The sequence below is a fragment of the Pseudomonas sp. Z2-11 genome (assembly GCF_054161305.1).
In genome coordinates, this window is sequence record NZ_CP096395.1 from 5,676,315 (window position 1) to 5,693,854 (window position 17,540).

Consider the following 17,540-nt stretch of genomic DNA (forward strand, 5'->3'; position numbering starts at 1 on the left):
TGGTCGACTCCATGCCGAAGAACCAGCGAACCCTACTCTGCCACTATTATTACGATCCACTGGATCGCTTGGCCGACTTCGCAGGAGCGGACCAGACCAGCACCCGGCGCTTCTACCTGAAAGAGCGCCTGACCAGCGAAATCCTGGGCTCGGTCCAACGATCGATTTTCCAGCAGGACGACCAACTCCTGGCGCAACAACAGCGCCAGGACGGCGTCGTCGAAACCACCTTGCTCGCCACCGACCTTCAGCGCTCGATATCGCACGCGCTCGATGCCACGCAGCCTCATTCCCTCGCCTACACACCCTACGGACATCGCGCCCCGCAAAATGGCTTACTCAGCCTGCTTGGCTTCAACGGCGAACGAGCGGATCCGGTGACCGGGCATTATCTGTTGGGTAATGGCTATCGGGCGTTCAATCCGGTGTTGATGCGATTTAACAGCCCGGACAGACGCAGCCCATTCGATAAGGGTGGAATAAACGCTTATGCCTATGCCTTGGGAAATCCTGTTAATCACACGGACCCGACAGGCGAGTTCGCCCTGGCGATATTGGCTCCGATACAACGCAGTTTAACCATTGCGCTGCACACCATAGTGCCTGCGGGCATGATCTTAGGACCCAAAGTGAGTGGCGCTGCGCTGTGGGCCACCCGTGTCAGCCTGTCAGGCTCCGCAGGTACTGCAGCGGGGGCAGTCATGCAACTTGCCGGCAACCCGATTGGTCCCTATGTTTCGGCCGTGGGCACGGCAGCGTTAATCGGAGGAGCCGCTACCCGCGGCGTCCTCGCGCTACGCACCGCGCAAAAAGCCGGCCCGCTATGGAACAAGATAAAAGGTAACGTTAGACAAATTTTCGGATTTTCGAAGAAAGAAAAACTGCCCGTCAAAATACCGGAGGCAGGTACGCCGAATCTCTCCTCTTCCTCCCCTTCAATTGCTATTTCCGTACCTGACGATCTCAACCAAACAGCCGAGTCGATAAGGGTATCAAGCGATTCTCACATTTGATTGTGTATAGGTTGAAGGTCGGAAAACGTGAGCAGCCAAACTAACACTTCCGCTAGCTAGACAACCATTCGCATCTGCCTGAGCCTTATACCTGCGTCCGAGGTTTTCTTTTATTCAGAGCGAAGCCCATGCCTTCTATCGACGAAACGCTTCTTTGCCGCTATCACTACGATCCTCTTGATCGCCTGGCCAATTGCATAGCAGCGGCCCAGGCCAGCACCCAGCGCTTCTACTTGAAGAATCGGCTGACCTCAGAAATCCAAGGCTCGGTGCGACGATCGATTTTCCAGCACCACGACCGGTTGTTGGCCCAGCAGCAATGGAAAGATGAGACCAGCGAGACTGTATTGCTCGTCACCGATCAGCAGCGTTCTGTTTTGCAGATGCTTGACGCAGCACAACCCCATCCCCTTGCCTACACGGCCTACGGTCACCGCCCTCAGGAAAACGGCTTGCTAAGCCTGCTTGGCTTCAACGGAGAACGACCCGATCCGGTGACCGGGCACTATTTACTGGGTAATGGATATCGCGCATTCAACCCGGTGCTGATGCGCTTCAACAGTCCGGACAGTTTGAGTCCGTTTGGCAAAGGTGGGTTGAATCCATATGCCTATTGCTTAGGGGACCCGGTAAATTATGAGGATCTCACAGGACATATACCGCTCAGGGGGTTATTCAGAAGCTTGAGACAACTTTTTACGCCAACAAGAAAAACACAAAGCTCAACAAAAAATGCCAAGCAGTCTTTATCGCCACCCGTTTCGCCAGCGGCGAAAACATCTACGGATAGAAGAAGAGACTTCATTGGTTTCCACGGCACGAGCCGCGAAAATGCAGAGCAAATCATAAAAAAAGGCATTCGAAGCAAGAGCAAAGGAGACTCCTTTTTTGTCACCAACACTTTTGACAGCGCAAACAACTATTCCAGTCTTCAAAAGAACGGTGCCGTCCTCGAGATCTACAGCAACGACATTGACCAGGTTCGGTCGCTTTCAACACGTAGCATGGTCAAGCAATCGAATATCCCACAATTGAAGATCCCCGAGGCAGCGCATAGATCCTTGAGTTTCAAGATTGTCTCCTCCACCGATAGAAGCTCTAACTTCAACAGATTCATGACTGAGCAAGAAAGTGCCGCTTATTGGATTGGCGTATTTCGAAAACAGCTGTAAATAAAAACGGGCTTTTACGGAGCAATTTTATGTTGACAGAGAGAACAGATACGCTTTGCCGCTATCACTATGACCCGCTCGATCGCTTGGTCGACTGCACCCCAGCGGCCCAGGCCCGCACTCAGCGCTTTTACCTGAAGGAGCGCTTGGCCAGTGAAATCGAGGGGCCGGTGCAACGATCGATTTTCCAGCACAACGACCAATTGCTGGCACAGCAGCAACGGGAAAATGCGATTAGCAAAACCACGGTGCTCGCCATCGATCAGCAGCGTTCTGTTTTACAGATGCTCGACGCAACGCAACCTTACGCCTTCGCTTACACGGCCTACGGTCACCACCCTCATGTAAACGGCTTGCTCGGCCTGCTTGCCTTCAATGGAGAACGACCCGACCCGATGACCGGCCATTATTTATTGGGTAATGGATATCGCGCATTCAATCCTGTGCTGATGCGGTTCAACAGTTCGGACAGTTTGAGTCCGTTTGGCAAGGGTGGGTTGAATGCTTATGCGTACTGCATTGGAGATCCGGTTAACAAGTCCGATCCCTCTGGGCATTTCCCTAACGTATGGAAAGGTCTTCTAAACCTTATCCGGCTCAGGACACCTCAACGCTACAAAGCACCACTTGGAGCGTTTGAAAAGATCAAGGGAGCGCCACATATCCTTAAGGAAATCGTCAGCTATTTACCTGCACCGGACATGGTCTCGCTTGCTTCGACATCACGGGCCATGAAACAAGAAGTCTATTCGATTGCCAAGTCACCTGCCCGCCTCTTCAAACCGGAACTAGGAGAAGCCTCAATAGATAGTGTCAAATCCGCAGCACGGGGTCACATGAACGGAATAGTTCCTGCTCACGCGATCGAAATGATAAATGCTTATCAACAAAAAAAACGCGCATTGAATACTCTTCTTATCCGTAGGGCTGTGGCGAGGGAGGATGCCTACCACGCCGAATTTGGGCGGTATGATAGTTTAGGAAGAGAACGTGGAGTTTATTTACCTGACTGATTCTGCCCGCCTCGAAAACGCCGTGAGCACATAAAAGGGGCGGCATCTCACTGCCGCCCTTTCATTACTGCAGACCCAACCTCACGCCGCACTAAACAACTTATGCGGATCAATCACAAACTTCTTCGGCACACCCGCATCGAACTCGCCATAGCCCTTCGGCGCGTCATCCAGGCTGATGACCTGCACGCCGACGATTTCAGCAATGTTGATGCGGTCCCACATGATCGCCTGCATCAGCTGGCGGTTGTACTTCATCACCGGGGTCTGGCCGGTGTGGAAGCTGTGGGATTTGGCCCAGCCCAGGCCGAAGCGGATGCTCAGGCTGCCCATTTTTGCGGCTGCATCGACTGCGCCCGGGTCTTCGGTGACGTAGAGGCCGGGAATGCCGATCTTGCCGGCCACGCGGACCACGCCCATCAATGAGTTGAGTACGGTGGCCGGGGCTTCGTGCTTGACGCCGTCATGGCCGTGGCCGCGGGCTTCGAAGCCCACGCAATCGACGGCGCAGTCCACCTCCGGTTCGCCCAGCAGCGCGGCGATTTGCTCGTGCAGTGGGGTGTCTGTGGACAGGTCGACGATTTCAAAGCCTTGGGCCTTGGCGTGAGCCAGGCGGATGGAGTTGACGTCGCCGATGATCACTACCGCAGCACCCAGCAGGCGGGCGGAAGCGGCAGCCGCGAGGCCAACCGGGCCGGCGCCAGCGATGTAGACGGTGCTGCCAGGGCCGACGCCGGCGGTGACGGCGCCGTGGTAGCCGGTCGGCAGGATGTCGGACAGGCAGGTCAGGTCGCGGATTTTCTCCATGGCCTTGTCGCGGTCCGGCAGTTTCAGCAGGTTGAAGTCGGCGTACGGCACCAGCACGTATTCGGCTTGGCCGCCGGTCCAGTCGCCCATATCGACGTAACCGTAGGCACCGCCGGCACGGGCCGGGTTGACGGTCAGGCAGACACCGGTGTGTTGCTCCTTGCAGGAACGGCAGCGCCCGCACGCAACGTTGAATGGCACCGAGACCAGATCACCGATTTTCAGGTTTTCGACGTCGCTGCCCTTTTCGATCACTTCACCGGTGATCTCGTGACCCAGGACCAGGCCGGTCTGGGCAGTGGTACGGCCGCGCACCATGTGTTGGTCGGAGCCGCAGATGTTGGTGGAGACTACGCGCAGGATGACGCCGTGCTCGATCTTCCTGCCGCGCGGGTCCTGCATTTTGGGATAGTCGATTTTCTGTACTTCGACCTTGCCGTTGCCGAGATACACGACACCACGATTACCAGACATGCTTTCACCTCGCTGTTGTTTTTGTGGAACTGCGTTGCCCAGGCAGGCAGCGCGTTGATTGCTCGGGTTGATGCCTGAGCTTCAAGCGGCAAGCACAAGCCGCAAGAAGCACGCATACCGCCTTTTCTTGCGGCTTGAAGCTTGTGGCTAAAGCACCACGGTACGATTGGCGTTCAGAAATACTCGTCGCTCGATGTGGTACCCCACCGCGCGGGCCAAGGTGAGCCCTTCGATATCGCGTCCCTTGGCGATCAGGTCTTCGGGATAGTGGCTGTGATCCACCACTTCCACGCCCTGGGCGATGATCGGGCCTTCGTCCAGGTCGTTGTTGATGTAATGCGCCGTGGCGCCTACCAGTTTCACGCCTTTGTTGTAGGCCTGGTGATACGGCTTGGCGCCCTTGAAGCCCGGCAGCAATGAGTGATGGATGTTGATGGCCTTGCCGTCGAGCTTGCGGCACAGTTCCGGCGACAGCACTTGCATGTAACGGGCAAGAATCACCAGCTCGGCGCCGGTCTCCTCGATCACCTGCCACACCTGCCGCTCCTGGGCCGGCTTGTCGTTCGGGTCCAGGGGGAAATGGTAGTAGGGAATCTGGTGCCAGTCGGCCAGCGGCTGGAGGTCCGGGTGATTGGAGACCACCGCCACCACGTCCATCGACAACTGGCCGATGCGTTGGCGGTAGAGCAAGTCGTTGAGGCAGTGATCGGCCTTGGAGACCATGATCACTACTTTCGGCCGGTAGTTGGGCGGCGTCAGTTCGAAGACCATGCCGAAGGCTTGCGCCCGCTCGGCCAGGCCGGCGCGGAAGCTCTGCTCGTCGAAACCGTCAGGTTGGCGAAACTCCACGCGAATGAAGAAGCGCGCCGAGAGCCGGTCGTCGAAGGAATGGTGCTCGGTGACGTAGCAGCCCTGCTCGAACAAAAAGCGGGTCACCGCATCCACCGTGCCGAGCACGCTGGGGCAGTCGGCGGTCAAGATCCATGTGTCTGGGGCGCGGCTCATTGCGGTGACTCCTGTTCCAAATTAACGAAGCGACACAGAACTCCGTGGCGAGGGAGCTTGCTCCCGCTGGGCTGCGAAGCAGGCCCAGGATCTTGCGGTCGCTGCGCAACCGAGCGGGAGCAAGCTCCCTCGCCACGACAGCATTCCAAGGCCAAGAATCAGGCCTGCACGCTCAACCCATACTCAGCCGCCGCATCCTGCAACCACAGCCACCAGTAATCGGAAAAGCTGCGGCGGATCACCAGTTCCCAGGTGTCTTCAGCCGTGTGGCGGATCACCAGTTGCGACTTGGCGAACACCGTGCCCACGGCCTTGCCCACCGGGAAGTTGCTTGGGTGTACATCGTAGCTGGTGGATTTCATCAGCACGTCGCGCACGTTCGGGCCCGACAGTTCAAGGATCTGCTGGCCGCCGCTGACGTTGACGATCTGGATGTGCAGGTCGCCCAGGGCTTCGCGCAGGTTCTTTTCGGCGACGAACTCTTCGCCAGAAGGCACCATCAGCAGCCATTCATCCGGACCCAGCCATTGCAGGCTGGTTTCGCCCTTGACGATGACAGCCAGCGCACCCGGCAACTCCAGGCCCAGGGCCTTGTGCACGCCCGCGGCGAACGCCGGATCGTGGCCATCGCCACGAATGGTCAGGTGGCCGAGGAGTTTTTTCTCGCGCACGGTCACGCCGGCGTTCTTGCGGCCCTTGCCCACCAGGCTGGCGAGGTCGGCATGGTGCAGCGACGACTCGGCCTTGGCCCCGGTGGTGGGGCGTTGTTGGTACACGTTGACTGCGGTCATATGGAGCACCTGTCTTGAATTCTTAATTCGGCCCTTGTGGAGCTGTTCTGCCGCCTTCGCGAGCAGGCTCGCTCCCACAAGGGTTATGCGGTCTCCTGTGGGAGCGAGCCTGCTCGCGATGCAGACGACGCAGAACAACTGCTCCCACCAGGACCTCAAGTCATTAAACGTTCTGCCGATCCCCCTTCGGATCGAAGAACACCGAAGAAACGATCTCTGCCTCGATCACCCGGCCATCCGCCAGCGGGGCGAAGACTCGCTCGCCGAGGCGCTTCAAGCCGCCCTTGACCACGCCCATCGCAAACGAATAACCCAGGGAGTTATGCGCATAGCTGGAGGTCACGTGGCCGACCATCGACATCGGGATCGCCTGCTTGGGGTTAAACACCAGCTGCGCGCCTTCCGGCAGCCAGACATTCGGGTCGATCGGCTTGAGGCCCACCAGTTGCTTGCGCTCTTCACGCACGCAATCTTCGCGATTCATCCCACGCCAGCCGATCCACGAGAACGGCTTGGTCCGGCCGACACACCAGCCCATGTTCAGGTCGTCCGGGGTCATCGAGCCGTCGGTGTCCTGGCCGACGATGATGAAGCCCTTCTCGGCCCGCAACACGTGCATGGTCTCGGTGCCATACGGGGTCAGGTTGTACTTCTTGCCGGCCTCGACGATCTGTTCGAGCACGCCCATGGCGTAGTCGGCCTGCACGTTGATTTCGTACGACAGCTCACCGGTGAACGAGATGCGGAACACCCGCGCCGGCACGCCGCCTACCAGGCCTTCCTTCCAGGTCATGAACGGGAAGCCGTCCTTGTCCAGGTCGATGTCGGTGACTTCGCTCAGCAGCTTGCGGCTGTTGGGCCCCGACAGGGTCATGGTTGCCCAGTGGTCGGTAACCGAGGTGAAATACACCTTCAGGTCCGGCCATTCGGTCTGCTGGTAGATCTCCAGCCATTGCAGTACACGGGCCGCACCGCCAGTGGTGGTGGTCATCAGGAAGTGGTTGTCGGCCAGACAGGCGGTCACGCCGTCGTCGAAGACCATGCCGTCTTCCTTGCACATCAGGCCGTAGCGGGCCTTGCCCACGTCGAGCTTGGTCCAGGCGTTGGTGTAGATGCGGTTGAGGAACTCACGGGCATCCGGGCCCTGGATGTCGATCTTGCCCAGGGTCGAGGCGTCCAGCAGGCCGACGCTGTCGCGCACGGCCTTGCATTCGCGCTTGACCGCGGCATGCAGGTCTTCGCCGTTCTTCGGGAAGTACCAAGGCCGTTTCCACTGGCCGACGTCTTCGAACTCGGCGCCGTTTTTCACATGCCAGGCATGCAACGCGGTAAAGCGCACCGGTTCGAAGATGTGCCCGCAGTGCCGACCGGCCACCGCGCCGAAGGTCACCGGCGTGTAGTTCGGACGGAACATGGTGGTGCCCATCTGCGGGATGCTCACGTTCAGCGAGCGGGCCGCGATGGCCAGGCCGTTGACGTTGCCCAGCTTGCCCTGGTCGGTGCCGAAGCCCAGTGCGGTGTAGCGCTTGACGTGTTCCACCGACTCGAAGCCCTCGCGGGTGGCAAGTTCGATGGCGGCGGCGGTGACGTCGTTCTGCAGGTCGACGAATTGCTTCGGCGCCCGTGCGGTGGTTTTTTCATGCGGCACCTGGAACAACGCCAGGGTCGGTTCTTCATGACGGCTCAGCGCCTTGGGCAACACGCCCTCCACAGCCTTGAAGCCGGCTTCGCTGGCCGCGCGCACGCCGCCTTCAAAACCGTCGGCCAAGGAGTCGCCGAGACCGTAGACGCCATTCACACCACCGACGCACACGCGTTTCTGCGGCGCTTCGCCCGGCACGAAACCGAGGATGTCTTCACGCCAGATCGGCTTGCCGCCCAGGTGCGAAGCCAGGTGGACCACCGGGCTGTAGCCGCCGGAACTGGCCACCAGGTCGCAGTCCAGCCATTCGCCAGGGCTGGTGACCTTGTGGGCGCGGACGTCGATCGCGGCAACACGAGCCCCGGTGACGCGCTTGCTGCCACGGGCCTCGATCACGGCGCTTCCGGTGAGGATGCGGATGCCCTTGGCGCGGGCTTCTTCCACCAGCGCGCCACGTGGATTGCTGCGCGCATCGGCGACGGCCACCACTTGCAGGCCGGCGTCGAACCAGTCCAGGGCGACGCGATAGGCGTGGTCGTTGTTGGTGCTCAGCAGCAGTTTCTTGCCCGGTGCCACGCCGTAGCGGCGGATGTAGGTAGAAACCGCACCCGCCAGCATGTTGCCCGGCACATCGTTGTTGCCGTAGACCAGCGGGCGCTCGCAAGCACCAGTCGCCAGCACCACGCGCTTGGCGCGAACCCGGTTGATGCGCTGGCGCACCTGGCCGATCGGTGCGCGGTCACCAAGGTGATCGGTGAGGCGCTCGTGGATGGTCAGGAAGTTGTGGTCGTGGTAACCGTTCACCGTGGCGCGAGGCAGCAGCACCACCTCGGGCATCGAGCGCAGTTCAGCCACCGCCGCCGCGACCCACTCGGTCGCCGGCTTGCCGTCCAGGCTCTCGCGGGAATCGAGCAGGCTGCCGCCGAACTCTTCCTGCTCATCGGCCAGGATCACTCGCGCACCGCTGCGGGCCGCGGCCAATGCAGCGGCCAGGCCAGCAGGGCCAGCGCCGACGATCAGCACGTCGCAGTGACGGTTCATGTAGTCGTAGGTGTCCGGATCGTTCTCGGTCGGCGAGCGACCCAACCCTGCGGCTTTGCGGATGTACTTCTCGTAAGTCATCCAGAACGATTGCGGGTACATGAAGGTTTTGTAGTAGAAGCCCGGCGGCATCAGCTTACCGCCGACCTTGCCGAGAATCCCCATCATGTCGTTGTTGACGTTCGGCCAACCGTTGGTGCTGGTGGCGACCAGGCCCTGGTACAGCGCCTGTTGCGTGGCGCGCACGTTCGGTATCTGCGTGGCTTCGGTGGCGCCAATCTGCAACACCGCGTTCGGCTCTTCCGCACCGGCGGCAAAGATGCCGCGCGGACGAGAATACTTGAAGCTGCGACCAATGATGTCGACGCCGTTGGCCAGCAGCGCAGCGGCCAGGGAATCGCCTTCGAAGCCTTTGTAGCTCTGGCCGTTGAAGGTGAATGTCAGCACTTTGTTGCGGTCGATCCGTCCGCCGTTGGACAGGCGATTGATCTGGCTCATACCTTCTCTCCCAGAGCCTGCGCGGCCGCTTTCGGACTGTCAGCCTTGTCGGTGAATTGCGGCTTTTGACCGATCTTGTAGGTTTCGAGAATCTCGTAGGTCACGGTGTCACGGGTCGCGTTGAAATACTGGCGGCAACCGGCGGCGTGAATCCACAACTCATGGTGCAGGCCGCGAGGGTTGTCGCGAAAGAACATGTAGTCGCCCCACTCCTCGTCGGTGCAGGCGTTCGGATCCAGCGGACGCGGGATGTGCGCCTGGCCGGATGCGTGGAATTCCTCTTCGGAGCGCAGTTCGCCGCAGTGAGGACAGAAGATGTGCAACATGGGGATTTCTCCTGTTAGTGGGCAACCGCAGCAGCGCCGTGTTCATCGATCAACGCACCGTTGTGGAAACGGTCGATGGAGAAAGGGGCGGCCAATGGGTGCATTTCGCCCTTGGCCAAACTCGCGGCAAACACGTTGCCCGAGCCAGGTGTCGCTTTAAAGCCGCCGGTGCCCCAACCGCAGTTGAAGAACATGTTCGGCACTGGCGTCTTGGAGATGATCGGGCAGGCGTCCGGCGTGGTGTCGACGATGCCGCCCCACTGGCGGTTCATGCGCACCCGCGAGAGCACCGGGAACATCTCGACGATGGCCTGGATGGTGTGCTCGATCACCGGGTACGAGCCACGCTGGCCGTAGCCGTTGTAGCCGTCGATACCGGCGCCGATCACCAGGTCGCCTTTGTCGGACTGGCTGATGTAGCCGTGCACGGCGTTGGACATGATCACGCTGTCGATAATCGGCTTGATCGGCTCGGACACCAGCGCTTGCAGCGGATGGGATTCGACCGGCAGGCGGAAACCGGCAAGCTTGGCCATGTGCCCGGAGTTACCTGCGGTCACCACGCCGACGCGCTTGGCGCCGATGAAGCCCTTGTTGGTCTCCACGCCGATGCACACGCCGTTTTCCTTGCGGAAACCGATCACTTCGGTCTGCTGGATCAGGTCCACGCCCAAGGCGTCCGCCGCCCGGGCAAAACCCCAGGCCACGGCATCGTGACGGGCCACGCCGCCGCGACGCTGGACGGTGGCGCCCATCACCGGATAACGGGTGTTCTTCGAGCAATCCAGGTACGGAATCTCGTCAGCCACTTGCTTGGCATCGAGCAGTTCGCCGTCCACGCCGTTGAGGCGGTTGGCGCTGACGCGGCGCTCGGAATCACGGATGTCCTGCAAGGTGTGGCACAGGTTGTAGACGCCACGCTGGGAGAACATCACGTTGTAGTTCAGGTCCTGGGACAGGCCTTCCCAGAGTTTCATCGCGTGTTCGTACAGGTGGGCCGATTCGTCCCACAGGTAGTTGGAGCGCACGATGGTGGTGTTGCGCGCGGTGTTACCGCCGCCCAGCCAGCCCTTCTCGACCACGGCCACGTTGGTGATGCCGTGCTCCTTGGCCAGGTAGTAGGCGGTCGCCAGACCATGCCCGCCGCCGCCGACTATGACCACGTCGTAGACCTTTTTCGGGGTCGGCGTGCGCCACATCCGCTGCCAGTTTTCATGATGGCTGAGTGAGTGTTTGAAGAGGCCGAAGCCCGAATAGCGTTGCATAGTCATTACTCCAAAACCGACTCAGCGATAAACCGGGAAGTCCGCGCACAAGGCCGCCACTTGCTGCGCGACATTGGCCTCGACATCGGCATCGCCGAGGTTGTCGAGGATGTCGCAGATCCAGCCGGCCAGCGTGACGCACTGGGTCACCTTGAAGCCGCGGGTGGTCACTGCCGGCGTACCGATGCGCAGGCCCGAGGTCACGAACGGCGATTGCGGGTCGTTCGGCACGGCGTTCTTGTTCACGGTGATGTGGGCGCGGCCCAGGGCGGCGTCCGCGTCCTTGCCGGTCAGGCCCTGGCGGATCAGGCTGACCAGGAACAGGTGGTTGTCGGTGCCGCCGGACACTACATCGTAGCCGCGCTTGATGAACACGCCCGCCATGGCCTGGGCGTTGTCGATCACTTGCTGCTGGTAAGCCTTGAAGCCCGGCTCCGCCGCTTCCTTGAAGCACACCGCCTTGCCAGCGATGACGTGCATCAGCGGACCGCCCTGGGCCCCAGGGAATACGGCGGCGTTGAGCTTTTTCTCGATCTCTTCGTTGGCCTTGGCCAGGATCAGGCCGCCGCGTGGGCCGCGCAGGGTCTTGTGGGTAGTGGTGGTGACCACGTCGGCGTACGGCAGCGGGTTCGGGTACAGGCCGGCGGCAACCAGGCCGGCGACGTGAGCCATGTCGACGAACAGCAGCGCACCGACCTTGTCGGCGATCTGGCGAAAGCGGGGGAAATCCAGGGTCTTGGAATAGGCAGAAAAACCGGCCACGATCATCTTCGGCTTGCACTCGACCGCCAGGCGCTCGACTTCGTCGTAGTCGATCAGGCCCGTGGTGGTGTCGATGCCGTATTGCACCGCGTTGTACAGCTTGCCCGAGGACGACACCTTGGCGCCGTGGGTCAGGTGACCGCCGTGGGCCAGGCTCATGCCCAGGATGGTGTCACCGGCTTGCAGCAAGGCCAGGTACACGGCGCTGTTGGCCGACGAACCGGAATGCGGCTGGACGTTGGCGTAATCGGCGCCGAACAGTTGTTTGGCGCGCTCGATGGCCAGGGCTTCGACCTTGTCGACGTGCTCGCAGCCACCGTAGTAGCGCTTGCCCGGGTAACCTTCGGCGTACTTGTTGGTCAGGCCGCTGCCCTGGGCCTGCATCACGCGCTTGCTGGTGTAGTTCTCCGACGCGATCAGTTCGATGTGATCTTCCTGGCGTTGCTCCTCGGCATTCATCGCCGCCAGCAGTGCATCGTCGTAACCCTGGATCTGGTCTTGCTTGCTGAACATCGCGTCTCTCCCAGCGGCGGCAGTGCGCCTTTCGTCTCGGTGAGGCACGGACCGTTTCGGTCGTGCCCTTTGGATGCGATGGTATGGCCGGCGCAGGCAGGTCAAATGCCTATGGACGCCACGCAAAGGTGCGTTTACGACATGGGATCAAATGGAATCGAAGACGGCCCTTGTGGCGAGGGAGCTTGCTCCCGCTGGGCTACGAAGTAGCCCTAAGACCAGACGCCTCGGCACATCAGGTAAATCCGGGGAGGCCTTTTGGGAGGGCTTCGCCCTCCAGCGGGAGCAAGCTCCCTCGCCACGAAGGGTTATGCAATGACCTGGCGGACCGCGAGCAATATAAGGAAATGCCCGGGATACAGCGCATACGCCCAGCGCCGCATGGGCACTGGACGAAAACGCCCCGCCTGTCGCAAAAGCGCCAGCCCAAGCCATGGCGCGATCAGGCAAGCCACCAGACCCCAGAGCGCCACCGTGTCGCCCAGCCATGCCGCGCCATACAACACCCGCCATTGATTGGCGGCCACGCAGACCATTCCCGGTAGCAACGCGAAATACCAAGGCCGGCGATGCACCAGCAACATCGCCAACGGCAGCAGCACGCCGTAGAACCCGAACATCAACTGTGACGAGCACAGCGCCGCCAGCAGCAGCGTCGCCACCGCCAGGCATCGCGCCTGCAAGGTGGGGGTTTGCCAACAGCGCGCCAGCAACAATCCCAGCACCAGCGTCGGCATCACGTTCAACGTAGTGGGGTTGGGAACGAACAAGCGGTAGGGGATTTCACTGATGGCGCTGAACAGCAACAGCCAGCCCAGGTAACGCCACGGAAGCGAGCTGGCGCCGTTGCGTGCGAGGTTGGCCGCCATCGCCAGGCAGAACCAGGGAAATGCCAAGCGTCCCGGCACATAAAGCCAATCGGCGGAAAAACCGACATATCGCAGATGATCGAGGACCATCGCCAACAGTGCCAGCCACTTGAGCAGGTCCAGCGCAGCATCGCGCTGACTCATGCGTACTGCGGCCCGCTGATTTTGTGATTTTCTGACCTAAACATCCCGTGTGCTCCCTCGCTAATCTTGGGTAAAGTGCGCACCACTATCGACCACGGCGCTGTGGACCCAAACACGCCGAACCATGGAACCCCTCACCCGGGAATTCCACCAGGGATCTCTTACCCAGGACTCTCTATTCAAGGAGCAAGGCCATGACCGACAAGAGCCAACAATTCGCCAGCGACAACTATTCCGGCATTTGCCCCGAAGCCTGGGCGGCCATGGAAGAAGCCAACCAGGGCCACCAGCGCGCCTATGGCGACGATGAATGGACCCACCGCGCGGCGGATGATTTCCGTGCCTTGTTCGAAACCGACTGCGAAGTGTTCTTCGCGTTCAACGGCACTGCGGCCAACTCCCTTGCCCTGTCGTCGCTGTGCCAGAGTTACCACAGCGTGATCTGCTCGGAAACCGCCCACGTCGAAACCGACGAATGCGGCGCGCCGGAGTTCTTCTCCAACGGCTCCAAGCTCTTGGTGGCGCGCACCGAAAACGGCAAGCTGACCCCCGAGTCGATCCGCGAGATCGCCCTCAAGCGCCAGGACATCCATTATCCCAAGCCGCGCGTGGTGACCCTGACCCAGGCTACGGAAGTCGGCAGCGTTTATACACCGCAAGAGATCCGCGCCATCAGCGTTACCTGCAAGGAACTGGGTTTGAACCTGCACATGGACGGCGCGCGCTTCTCCAACGCCTGCGCCTTCCTCGGCTGCACCCCGGCCGACCTGACCTGGAAGGCCGGCGTCGACGTGCTGTGCTTCGGCGGCACGAAAAACGGCATGGCGGTGGGCGAAGCGATCCTCTTCTTCAACCACGACCTGGCGGAAGATTTCGACTATCGCTGCAAACAGGCCGGCCAGTTGGCCTCGAAGATGCGCTTCCTCTCCGCCCCCTGGGTCGGCCTGCTGCAGAACGACGCCTGGCTCAAGCATGCCCGCCACGCCAACCGTTGCGCGCAATTGCTGGCGCAACTGGTCAGTGACATTCCCGGCGTCGAGCTGATGTTCCCGGTCCAGGCCAACGGCGTGTTCCTGCAACTCTCGGAACCGGCCATCGCCGCGCTGACCGCCCGGGGCTGGCGCTTCTACACCTTCATCGGCAAAGGCGGCGCACGGTTCATGTGCTCGTGGGATACCGAAGAAGCGCGAGTGCGGGAGTTGGCGGCGGATATTCGGGAAGTGATGAGCGCCTGAGGCAACCACCGATGCATCAAGGCCGTTTGCCCTTTAAAGCTTCAGGGCTTTCGTGGCGAGGGAGCTTGCTCCCGCTCGGCTGCGCAGCAGTCGCCTCCGGTAAGCACGAGCTATCTGATGGATCGCATGGGGCTGCTGCGCAGCCCAGCGGGAGCAAGCTCCCTCGCCACAGGGGGCTCGCTGCGGGTTAAAACTCGATCCGCACATCCCCCTTCGGCACGCTGCAGCACGACAGGATGTAACCCTCGGCCTCGTCGTCCTCGGTGATGCCGCCGTTGTGTTCCATCTCCACTTCGCCGCCCAGCTTCATGACTTTGCAAGTGCCGCAGATGCCCATGCCGCACGCCTTGGGAATCATCAGGCCGAGCTTGGCTGCTGCCGCGTGGACGGTTTCGCCCGGTGCTACGCCGATGCTCTTGCCCGACGCGACGAATTCCACCTGATGCAGGTCCGCCTGGTCGACTTCAGGCGCATCCGCCGCCTGTTCGGCCTGCTCCACCGCATCGGCGCGAGCTTCCGGTGGCGTGGCGCCGAAGGATTCCTCGTGGTAGCGCTTCATGTCGTAGCCGGCCGCTTCCAGCAGACGCTTGACCGCGCTCATGTACGGCGTCGGGCCGCAGCAGAACACTTCGCGCTCAAGGAAATCCGGCACCATCAGTTCCAGCATCTTGTGGTTCAGGTAGCCACGATACCCGGCCCACGGCTCGCCCAAACCATGCTTTTCGCAGATCAGGTGCAAGCTGAAGTTATCGATCCGCGACGCCATGTGCTCCAGCTCGCGGTGGTAGATGATGTCCTTGGGCGAGCGGGCGCTGTGGACGAAGGTCATGTCGACGTTGGCGTTGGTGTCGTAGAACCAGCGGGCCATGGACATGCATGGCGTGATTCCGACGCCACCGCTGAGGTACAGGACCTTCGGGCTCGGGAAATCCATGGCATTGAACAACCCCACCGGCCCGTGCACCGCCAGTTCCTGGCCTTCGTGCAGCGTGTCGTGCAGCCAGTTGGAAACCTTGCCCCCCGGCACGCGCTTGATGGTCACCGAGAAGCTGTAGGGCACCGACGGCGAACTGGAGATCGTGTAGGAGCGCATGATCGGCTGGCCTTCGATTTCCAACTCCAGGGTGACGAACTGCCCGGGCTTGAAAAAGAACATGATCGGCTGGTCGGCCATGAAGCAAAAGGTGCGCACATCCCAGGTTTCCTGGATGACTTTGACGCAACGAACGATATGTCGGCCATTGGCCCAGGTCTGGGTGGTGACCGGGTTCAGGAAATTGTTGGACATGCTGATCTCCACGGCCGACTGTCGGCCTTCATGATGGCGATTGTGCGCAGGCGCCTGCACCGCCATTTACCTATCTGCGACATTCACATACTTATCGCGACCAGCCCCCAACTACCGGGGCTCGCGCGTCGGGAACAGATTGGGCCATGTCGCCCATGGATAAGGTTGCGCCCCTGCGCGGCCCCACACTCGCCCCAACGGATAAACAATATTTCTGCCTTGCGTAGCACCCTTGATTAGCCACTTTCGCCGGCCACAGAGATGGCCATGAGGATAAAACGATGGACGTCACCACTACCCTGAGCCTGGGCGATCCGCTGGAACCCGCACGCAAGGCCACCGCGCAAATGCTGCAAGAGCGCGAGCGGACCTTTTCGCTGCCGCAGCCGTTCTACTCCGATGAGCGCCTGTTTGATATCGACATGCAGGAAATCTTTCAGAAAGAATGGTTGATCGCCGGCATGACCTGCGAAATCCCGGCCAAGGGCAACTACCTGACGCTGCAGGTCGGCAAGAACCCGATCATCGTGATTCGCGGCGCCGAAGGCGTGGTGCATGCGTTCCATAACGTCTGCCGCCACCGTGGCTCGCGGTTGTGCACCAGCGACAAGGGCAAGGTCGCCAAGCTGGTCTGCCATTACCACCAATGGACCTACGAACTGGACGGTCGCCTGCTGTTCGCCGGCACCGAGATGGGCGCCGACTTCGACATGAAGCAGTACGGCCTCAAGCCGGTAAACGTGAAGACCGCCGGCGGCTACATCTTCATCAGCCTGGCCGAGAACCCGCCGGCCATCGATGATTTCCTGTCGACCCTGAACCACTACATGGAACCCTACGACATGGAAAACACCAAGGTGGCGGTGCAAACCACCTTGATGGAAAAGGCCAACTGGAAACTGGTGCTGGAAAACAACCGCGAGTGCTACCACTGCAACGCCTCGCACCCCGAACTGCTCAAGACCCTGCTGGAATGGGACGACGTCACCGATCCGCGGGCCGACCAGGCGTTCAAGGACCACGTGGCCGCTTCCGCCGCCGCCTGGGATGCCGAGAAGATCCCTTACGCCCACGCCAGCTTCGGCCTGCGCAACCGCATCGTGCGCATGCCGCTGCTCAAGGGCACCGTGTCGATGACGATGGACGGCAAGCAGGGCTGCGCCAAACTGATGGGCCGCATCAAGAACCCGGACCTGGGCTCGATGCGCATCCTTCATCTGCCGCACTCATGGAACCACTGCATGGGCGACCACATCATCGTCTTCACGGTGTGGCCGATCAGCGCCCAGGAAACCATGGTCACCACCAAATGGCTGGTGCACAAGGACGCGGTCGAAGGCGTGGACTATGACGTAGAGCGCATGCGCCAGGTCTGGGACGCCACCAACGACCAGGACCGTCGCCTGGCCGAAGAAAACCAGCGCGGCATCAACTCCACCGCCTACCAGCCGGGCCCGTACTCGAAGACTTACGAATTCGGCGTGGTGAATTTCGTCGACTGGTACAGCGAGCGCATGCTGAACAACCTCGGGGCCGAGCCGGCGCCGTACCTCAAGGGTGTTCCGGTCCAGGGCTAAAAACTAAAAGCTTCGCGAGCAAGCCCGCTCCCACAGTTGACCGAGTTTCTTCAGAAGGAATGCGGTCGAATGTGGGAGCGGGCTTGCTCGCGAAGGCGGTCTAAC

General features: G+C 60.8%; 14 protein-coding genes. 5 read left to right on the forward strand and 9 right to left on the reverse strand.

Annotated elements, in window-relative coordinates; translation table 11 throughout:
* Positions 1 to 11 precede the first annotated feature (11 nt).
* The 3 genes from M1E16_RS25310 to M1E16_RS25320 all read left to right on the forward strand — a co-directional run bounded on the left by M1E16_RS25310 (position 12) and on the right by M1E16_RS25320 (position 3,198).
* Positions 12 to 1,013: an RHS repeat-associated core domain-containing protein gene (locus M1E16_RS25310; protein ID WP_458128658.1), complete on the forward strand. Its 1,002-nt coding sequence runs from the start codon at positions 12 to 14 to the stop codon at positions 1,011 to 1,013.
* Between the two features lie 128 nt (positions 1,014 to 1,141).
* Complete coding sequence (locus M1E16_RS25315) at positions 1,142 to 2,185, forward strand: RHS repeat-associated core domain-containing protein (RefSeq protein ID WP_458128659.1); 1,044 nt, start codon at positions 1,142 to 1,144, stop codon at positions 2,183 to 2,185.
* Positions 2,186 to 2,214: 29 nt separating this feature from the next.
* Positions 2,215 to 3,198 (forward strand): RHS repeat-associated core domain-containing protein, encoded by a 984-nt coding sequence (locus tag M1E16_RS25320; RefSeq protein WP_458128660.1) that lies wholly within the window; start codon positions 2,215 to 2,217, stop codon positions 3,196 to 3,198.
* An 81-nt stretch (positions 3,199 to 3,279) separates the two neighbouring features.
* On the opposite strand, the gene fdhA is transcribed toward M1E16_RS25320, so the two are convergent.
* From fdhA to M1E16_RS25360, 8 genes are all read right to left on the reverse strand, one after another.
* Complete coding sequence (gene fdhA / locus M1E16_RS25325) at positions 3,280 to 4,479, reverse strand: formaldehyde dehydrogenase, glutathione-independent (RefSeq protein WP_003177608.1); 1,200 nt, start codon at positions 4,477 to 4,479, stop codon at positions 3,280 to 3,282.
* A gap of 147 nt (positions 4,480 to 4,626) precedes the next feature.
* Complete coding sequence (gene purU / locus M1E16_RS25330; RefSeq protein WP_458128661.1) at positions 4,627 to 5,484, reverse strand: formyltetrahydrofolate deformylase; 858 nt, start codon at positions 5,482 to 5,484, stop codon at positions 4,627 to 4,629.
* A gap of 158 nt (positions 5,485 to 5,642) precedes the next feature.
* Positions 5,643 to 6,275 (reverse strand): sarcosine oxidase subunit gamma, encoded by a 633-nt coding sequence (locus M1E16_RS25335; RefSeq protein WP_458128662.1) that lies wholly within the window; start codon positions 6,273 to 6,275, stop codon positions 5,643 to 5,645.
* Positions 6,276 to 6,438: 163 nt separating this feature from the next.
* On the reverse strand, positions 6,439 to 9,456 hold the full coding sequence (locus tag M1E16_RS25340) for a sarcosine oxidase subunit alpha (RefSeq protein WP_434699028.1): 3,018 nt from the start codon (positions 9,454 to 9,456) through the stop codon (positions 6,439 to 6,441).
* On the reverse strand, positions 9,453 to 9,782 hold the full coding sequence (locus M1E16_RS25345; RefSeq protein ID WP_434561923.1) for a sarcosine oxidase subunit delta: 330 nt from the start codon (positions 9,780 to 9,782) through the stop codon (positions 9,453 to 9,455). The genes M1E16_RS25340 and M1E16_RS25345 overlap by 4 nt, the downstream gene beginning before the upstream one ends.
* Before the next feature lie 14 nt (positions 9,783 to 9,796).
* Positions 9,797 to 11,047: a sarcosine oxidase subunit beta gene (locus M1E16_RS25350; RefSeq protein ID WP_305498311.1), complete on the reverse strand. Its 1,251-nt coding sequence runs from the start codon at positions 11,045 to 11,047 to the stop codon at positions 9,797 to 9,799.
* A 21-nt stretch (positions 11,048 to 11,068) separates the two neighbouring features.
* Entirely contained in the window at positions 11,069 to 12,322 is a 1,254-nt protein-coding gene (gene glyA / locus M1E16_RS25355; protein ID WP_030139294.1) for a serine hydroxymethyltransferase, read from the reverse strand.
* 308 nt (positions 12,323 to 12,630) lie between these two features.
* Positions 12,631 to 13,335, reverse strand: a complete 705-nt coding sequence (locus tag M1E16_RS25360) for a TraX family protein (protein WP_458128663.1) — start codon at positions 13,333 to 13,335, stop codon at positions 12,631 to 12,633.
* A 194-nt stretch (positions 13,336 to 13,529) separates the two neighbouring features.
* On the opposite strand from M1E16_RS25360, the gene M1E16_RS25365 reads away from it, so the two are divergent.
* A complete protein-coding gene (locus M1E16_RS25365; protein WP_458128664.1) occupies positions 13,530 to 14,570 on the forward strand; it encodes a threonine aldolase family protein in 1,041 nt (346 codons plus the stop codon).
* Between the two features lie 187 nt (positions 14,571 to 14,757).
* Here the strand turns inward: M1E16_RS25365 and gbcB are convergent, their stop codons facing one another.
* On the reverse strand, positions 14,758 to 15,858 hold the full coding sequence (gbcB, locus tag M1E16_RS25370; protein WP_305498306.1) for a glycine-betaine demethylase subunit GbcB: 1,101 nt from the start codon (positions 15,856 to 15,858) through the stop codon (positions 14,758 to 14,760).
* A gap of 281 nt (positions 15,859 to 16,139) precedes the next feature.
* Here gbcB and gbcA point away from each other — a divergent pair, with 281 nt between their 5' ends.
* A complete protein-coding gene (gene gbcA / locus M1E16_RS25375) occupies positions 16,140 to 17,435 on the forward strand; it encodes a glycine-betaine demethylase subunit GbcA (protein WP_305498304.1) in 1,296 nt (431 codons plus the stop codon).
* Positions 17,436 to 17,540: the final 105 nt, after the last annotated feature.

Bases quoted from the DNA above. Each gene is read 5' to 3' on its own strand.
- M1E16_RS25310 (WP_458128658.1), top strand. From the start codon at position 12: ATGCCGAAGAACCAGCGAACCCTACTCTGCCACTATTATTACGATCCA.
- M1E16_RS25315 (WP_458128659.1), top strand. From the start codon at position 1,142: ATGCCTTCTATCGACGAAACGCTTCTTTGCCGCTATCACTACGATCCT.
- M1E16_RS25320 (WP_458128660.1), top strand. From the start codon at position 2,215: ATGTTGACAGAGAGAACAGATACGCTTTGCCGCTATCACTATGACCCG.
- fdhA (WP_003177608.1), bottom strand. From the start codon at position 4,479: ATGTCTGGTAATCGTGGTGTCGTGTATCTCGGCAACGGCAAGGTCGAA.
- purU (WP_458128661.1), bottom strand. From the start codon at position 5,484: ATGAGCCGCGCCCCAGACACATGGATCTTGACCGCCGACTGCCCCAGC.
- M1E16_RS25335 (WP_458128662.1), bottom strand. From the start codon at position 6,275: ATGACCGCAGTCAACGTGTACCAACAACGCCCCACCACCGGGGCCAAG.
- M1E16_RS25340 (WP_434699028.1), bottom strand. From the start codon at position 9,456: ATGAGCCAGATCAATCGCCTGTCCAACGGCGGACGGATCGACCGCAAC.
- M1E16_RS25345 (WP_434561923.1), bottom strand. From the start codon at position 9,782: ATGTTGCACATCTTCTGTCCTCACTGCGGCGAACTGCGCTCCGAAGAG.
- M1E16_RS25350 (WP_305498311.1), bottom strand. From the start codon at position 11,047: ATGCAACGCTATTCGGGCTTCGGCCTCTTCAAACACTCACTCAGCCAT.
- glyA (WP_030139294.1), bottom strand. From the start codon at position 12,322: ATGTTCAGCAAGCAAGACCAGATCCAGGGTTACGACGATGCACTGCTG.
- M1E16_RS25360 (WP_458128663.1), bottom strand. From the start codon at position 13,335: ATGAGTCAGCGCGATGCTGCGCTGGACCTGCTCAAGTGGCTGGCACTG.
- M1E16_RS25365 (WP_458128664.1), top strand. From the start codon at position 13,530: ATGACCGACAAGAGCCAACAATTCGCCAGCGACAACTATTCCGGCATT.
- gbcB (WP_305498306.1), bottom strand. From the start codon at position 15,858: ATGTCCAACAATTTCCTGAACCCGGTCACCACCCAGACCTGGGCCAAT.
- gbcA (WP_305498304.1), top strand. From the start codon at position 16,140: ATGGACGTCACCACTACCCTGAGCCTGGGCGATCCGCTGGAACCCGCA.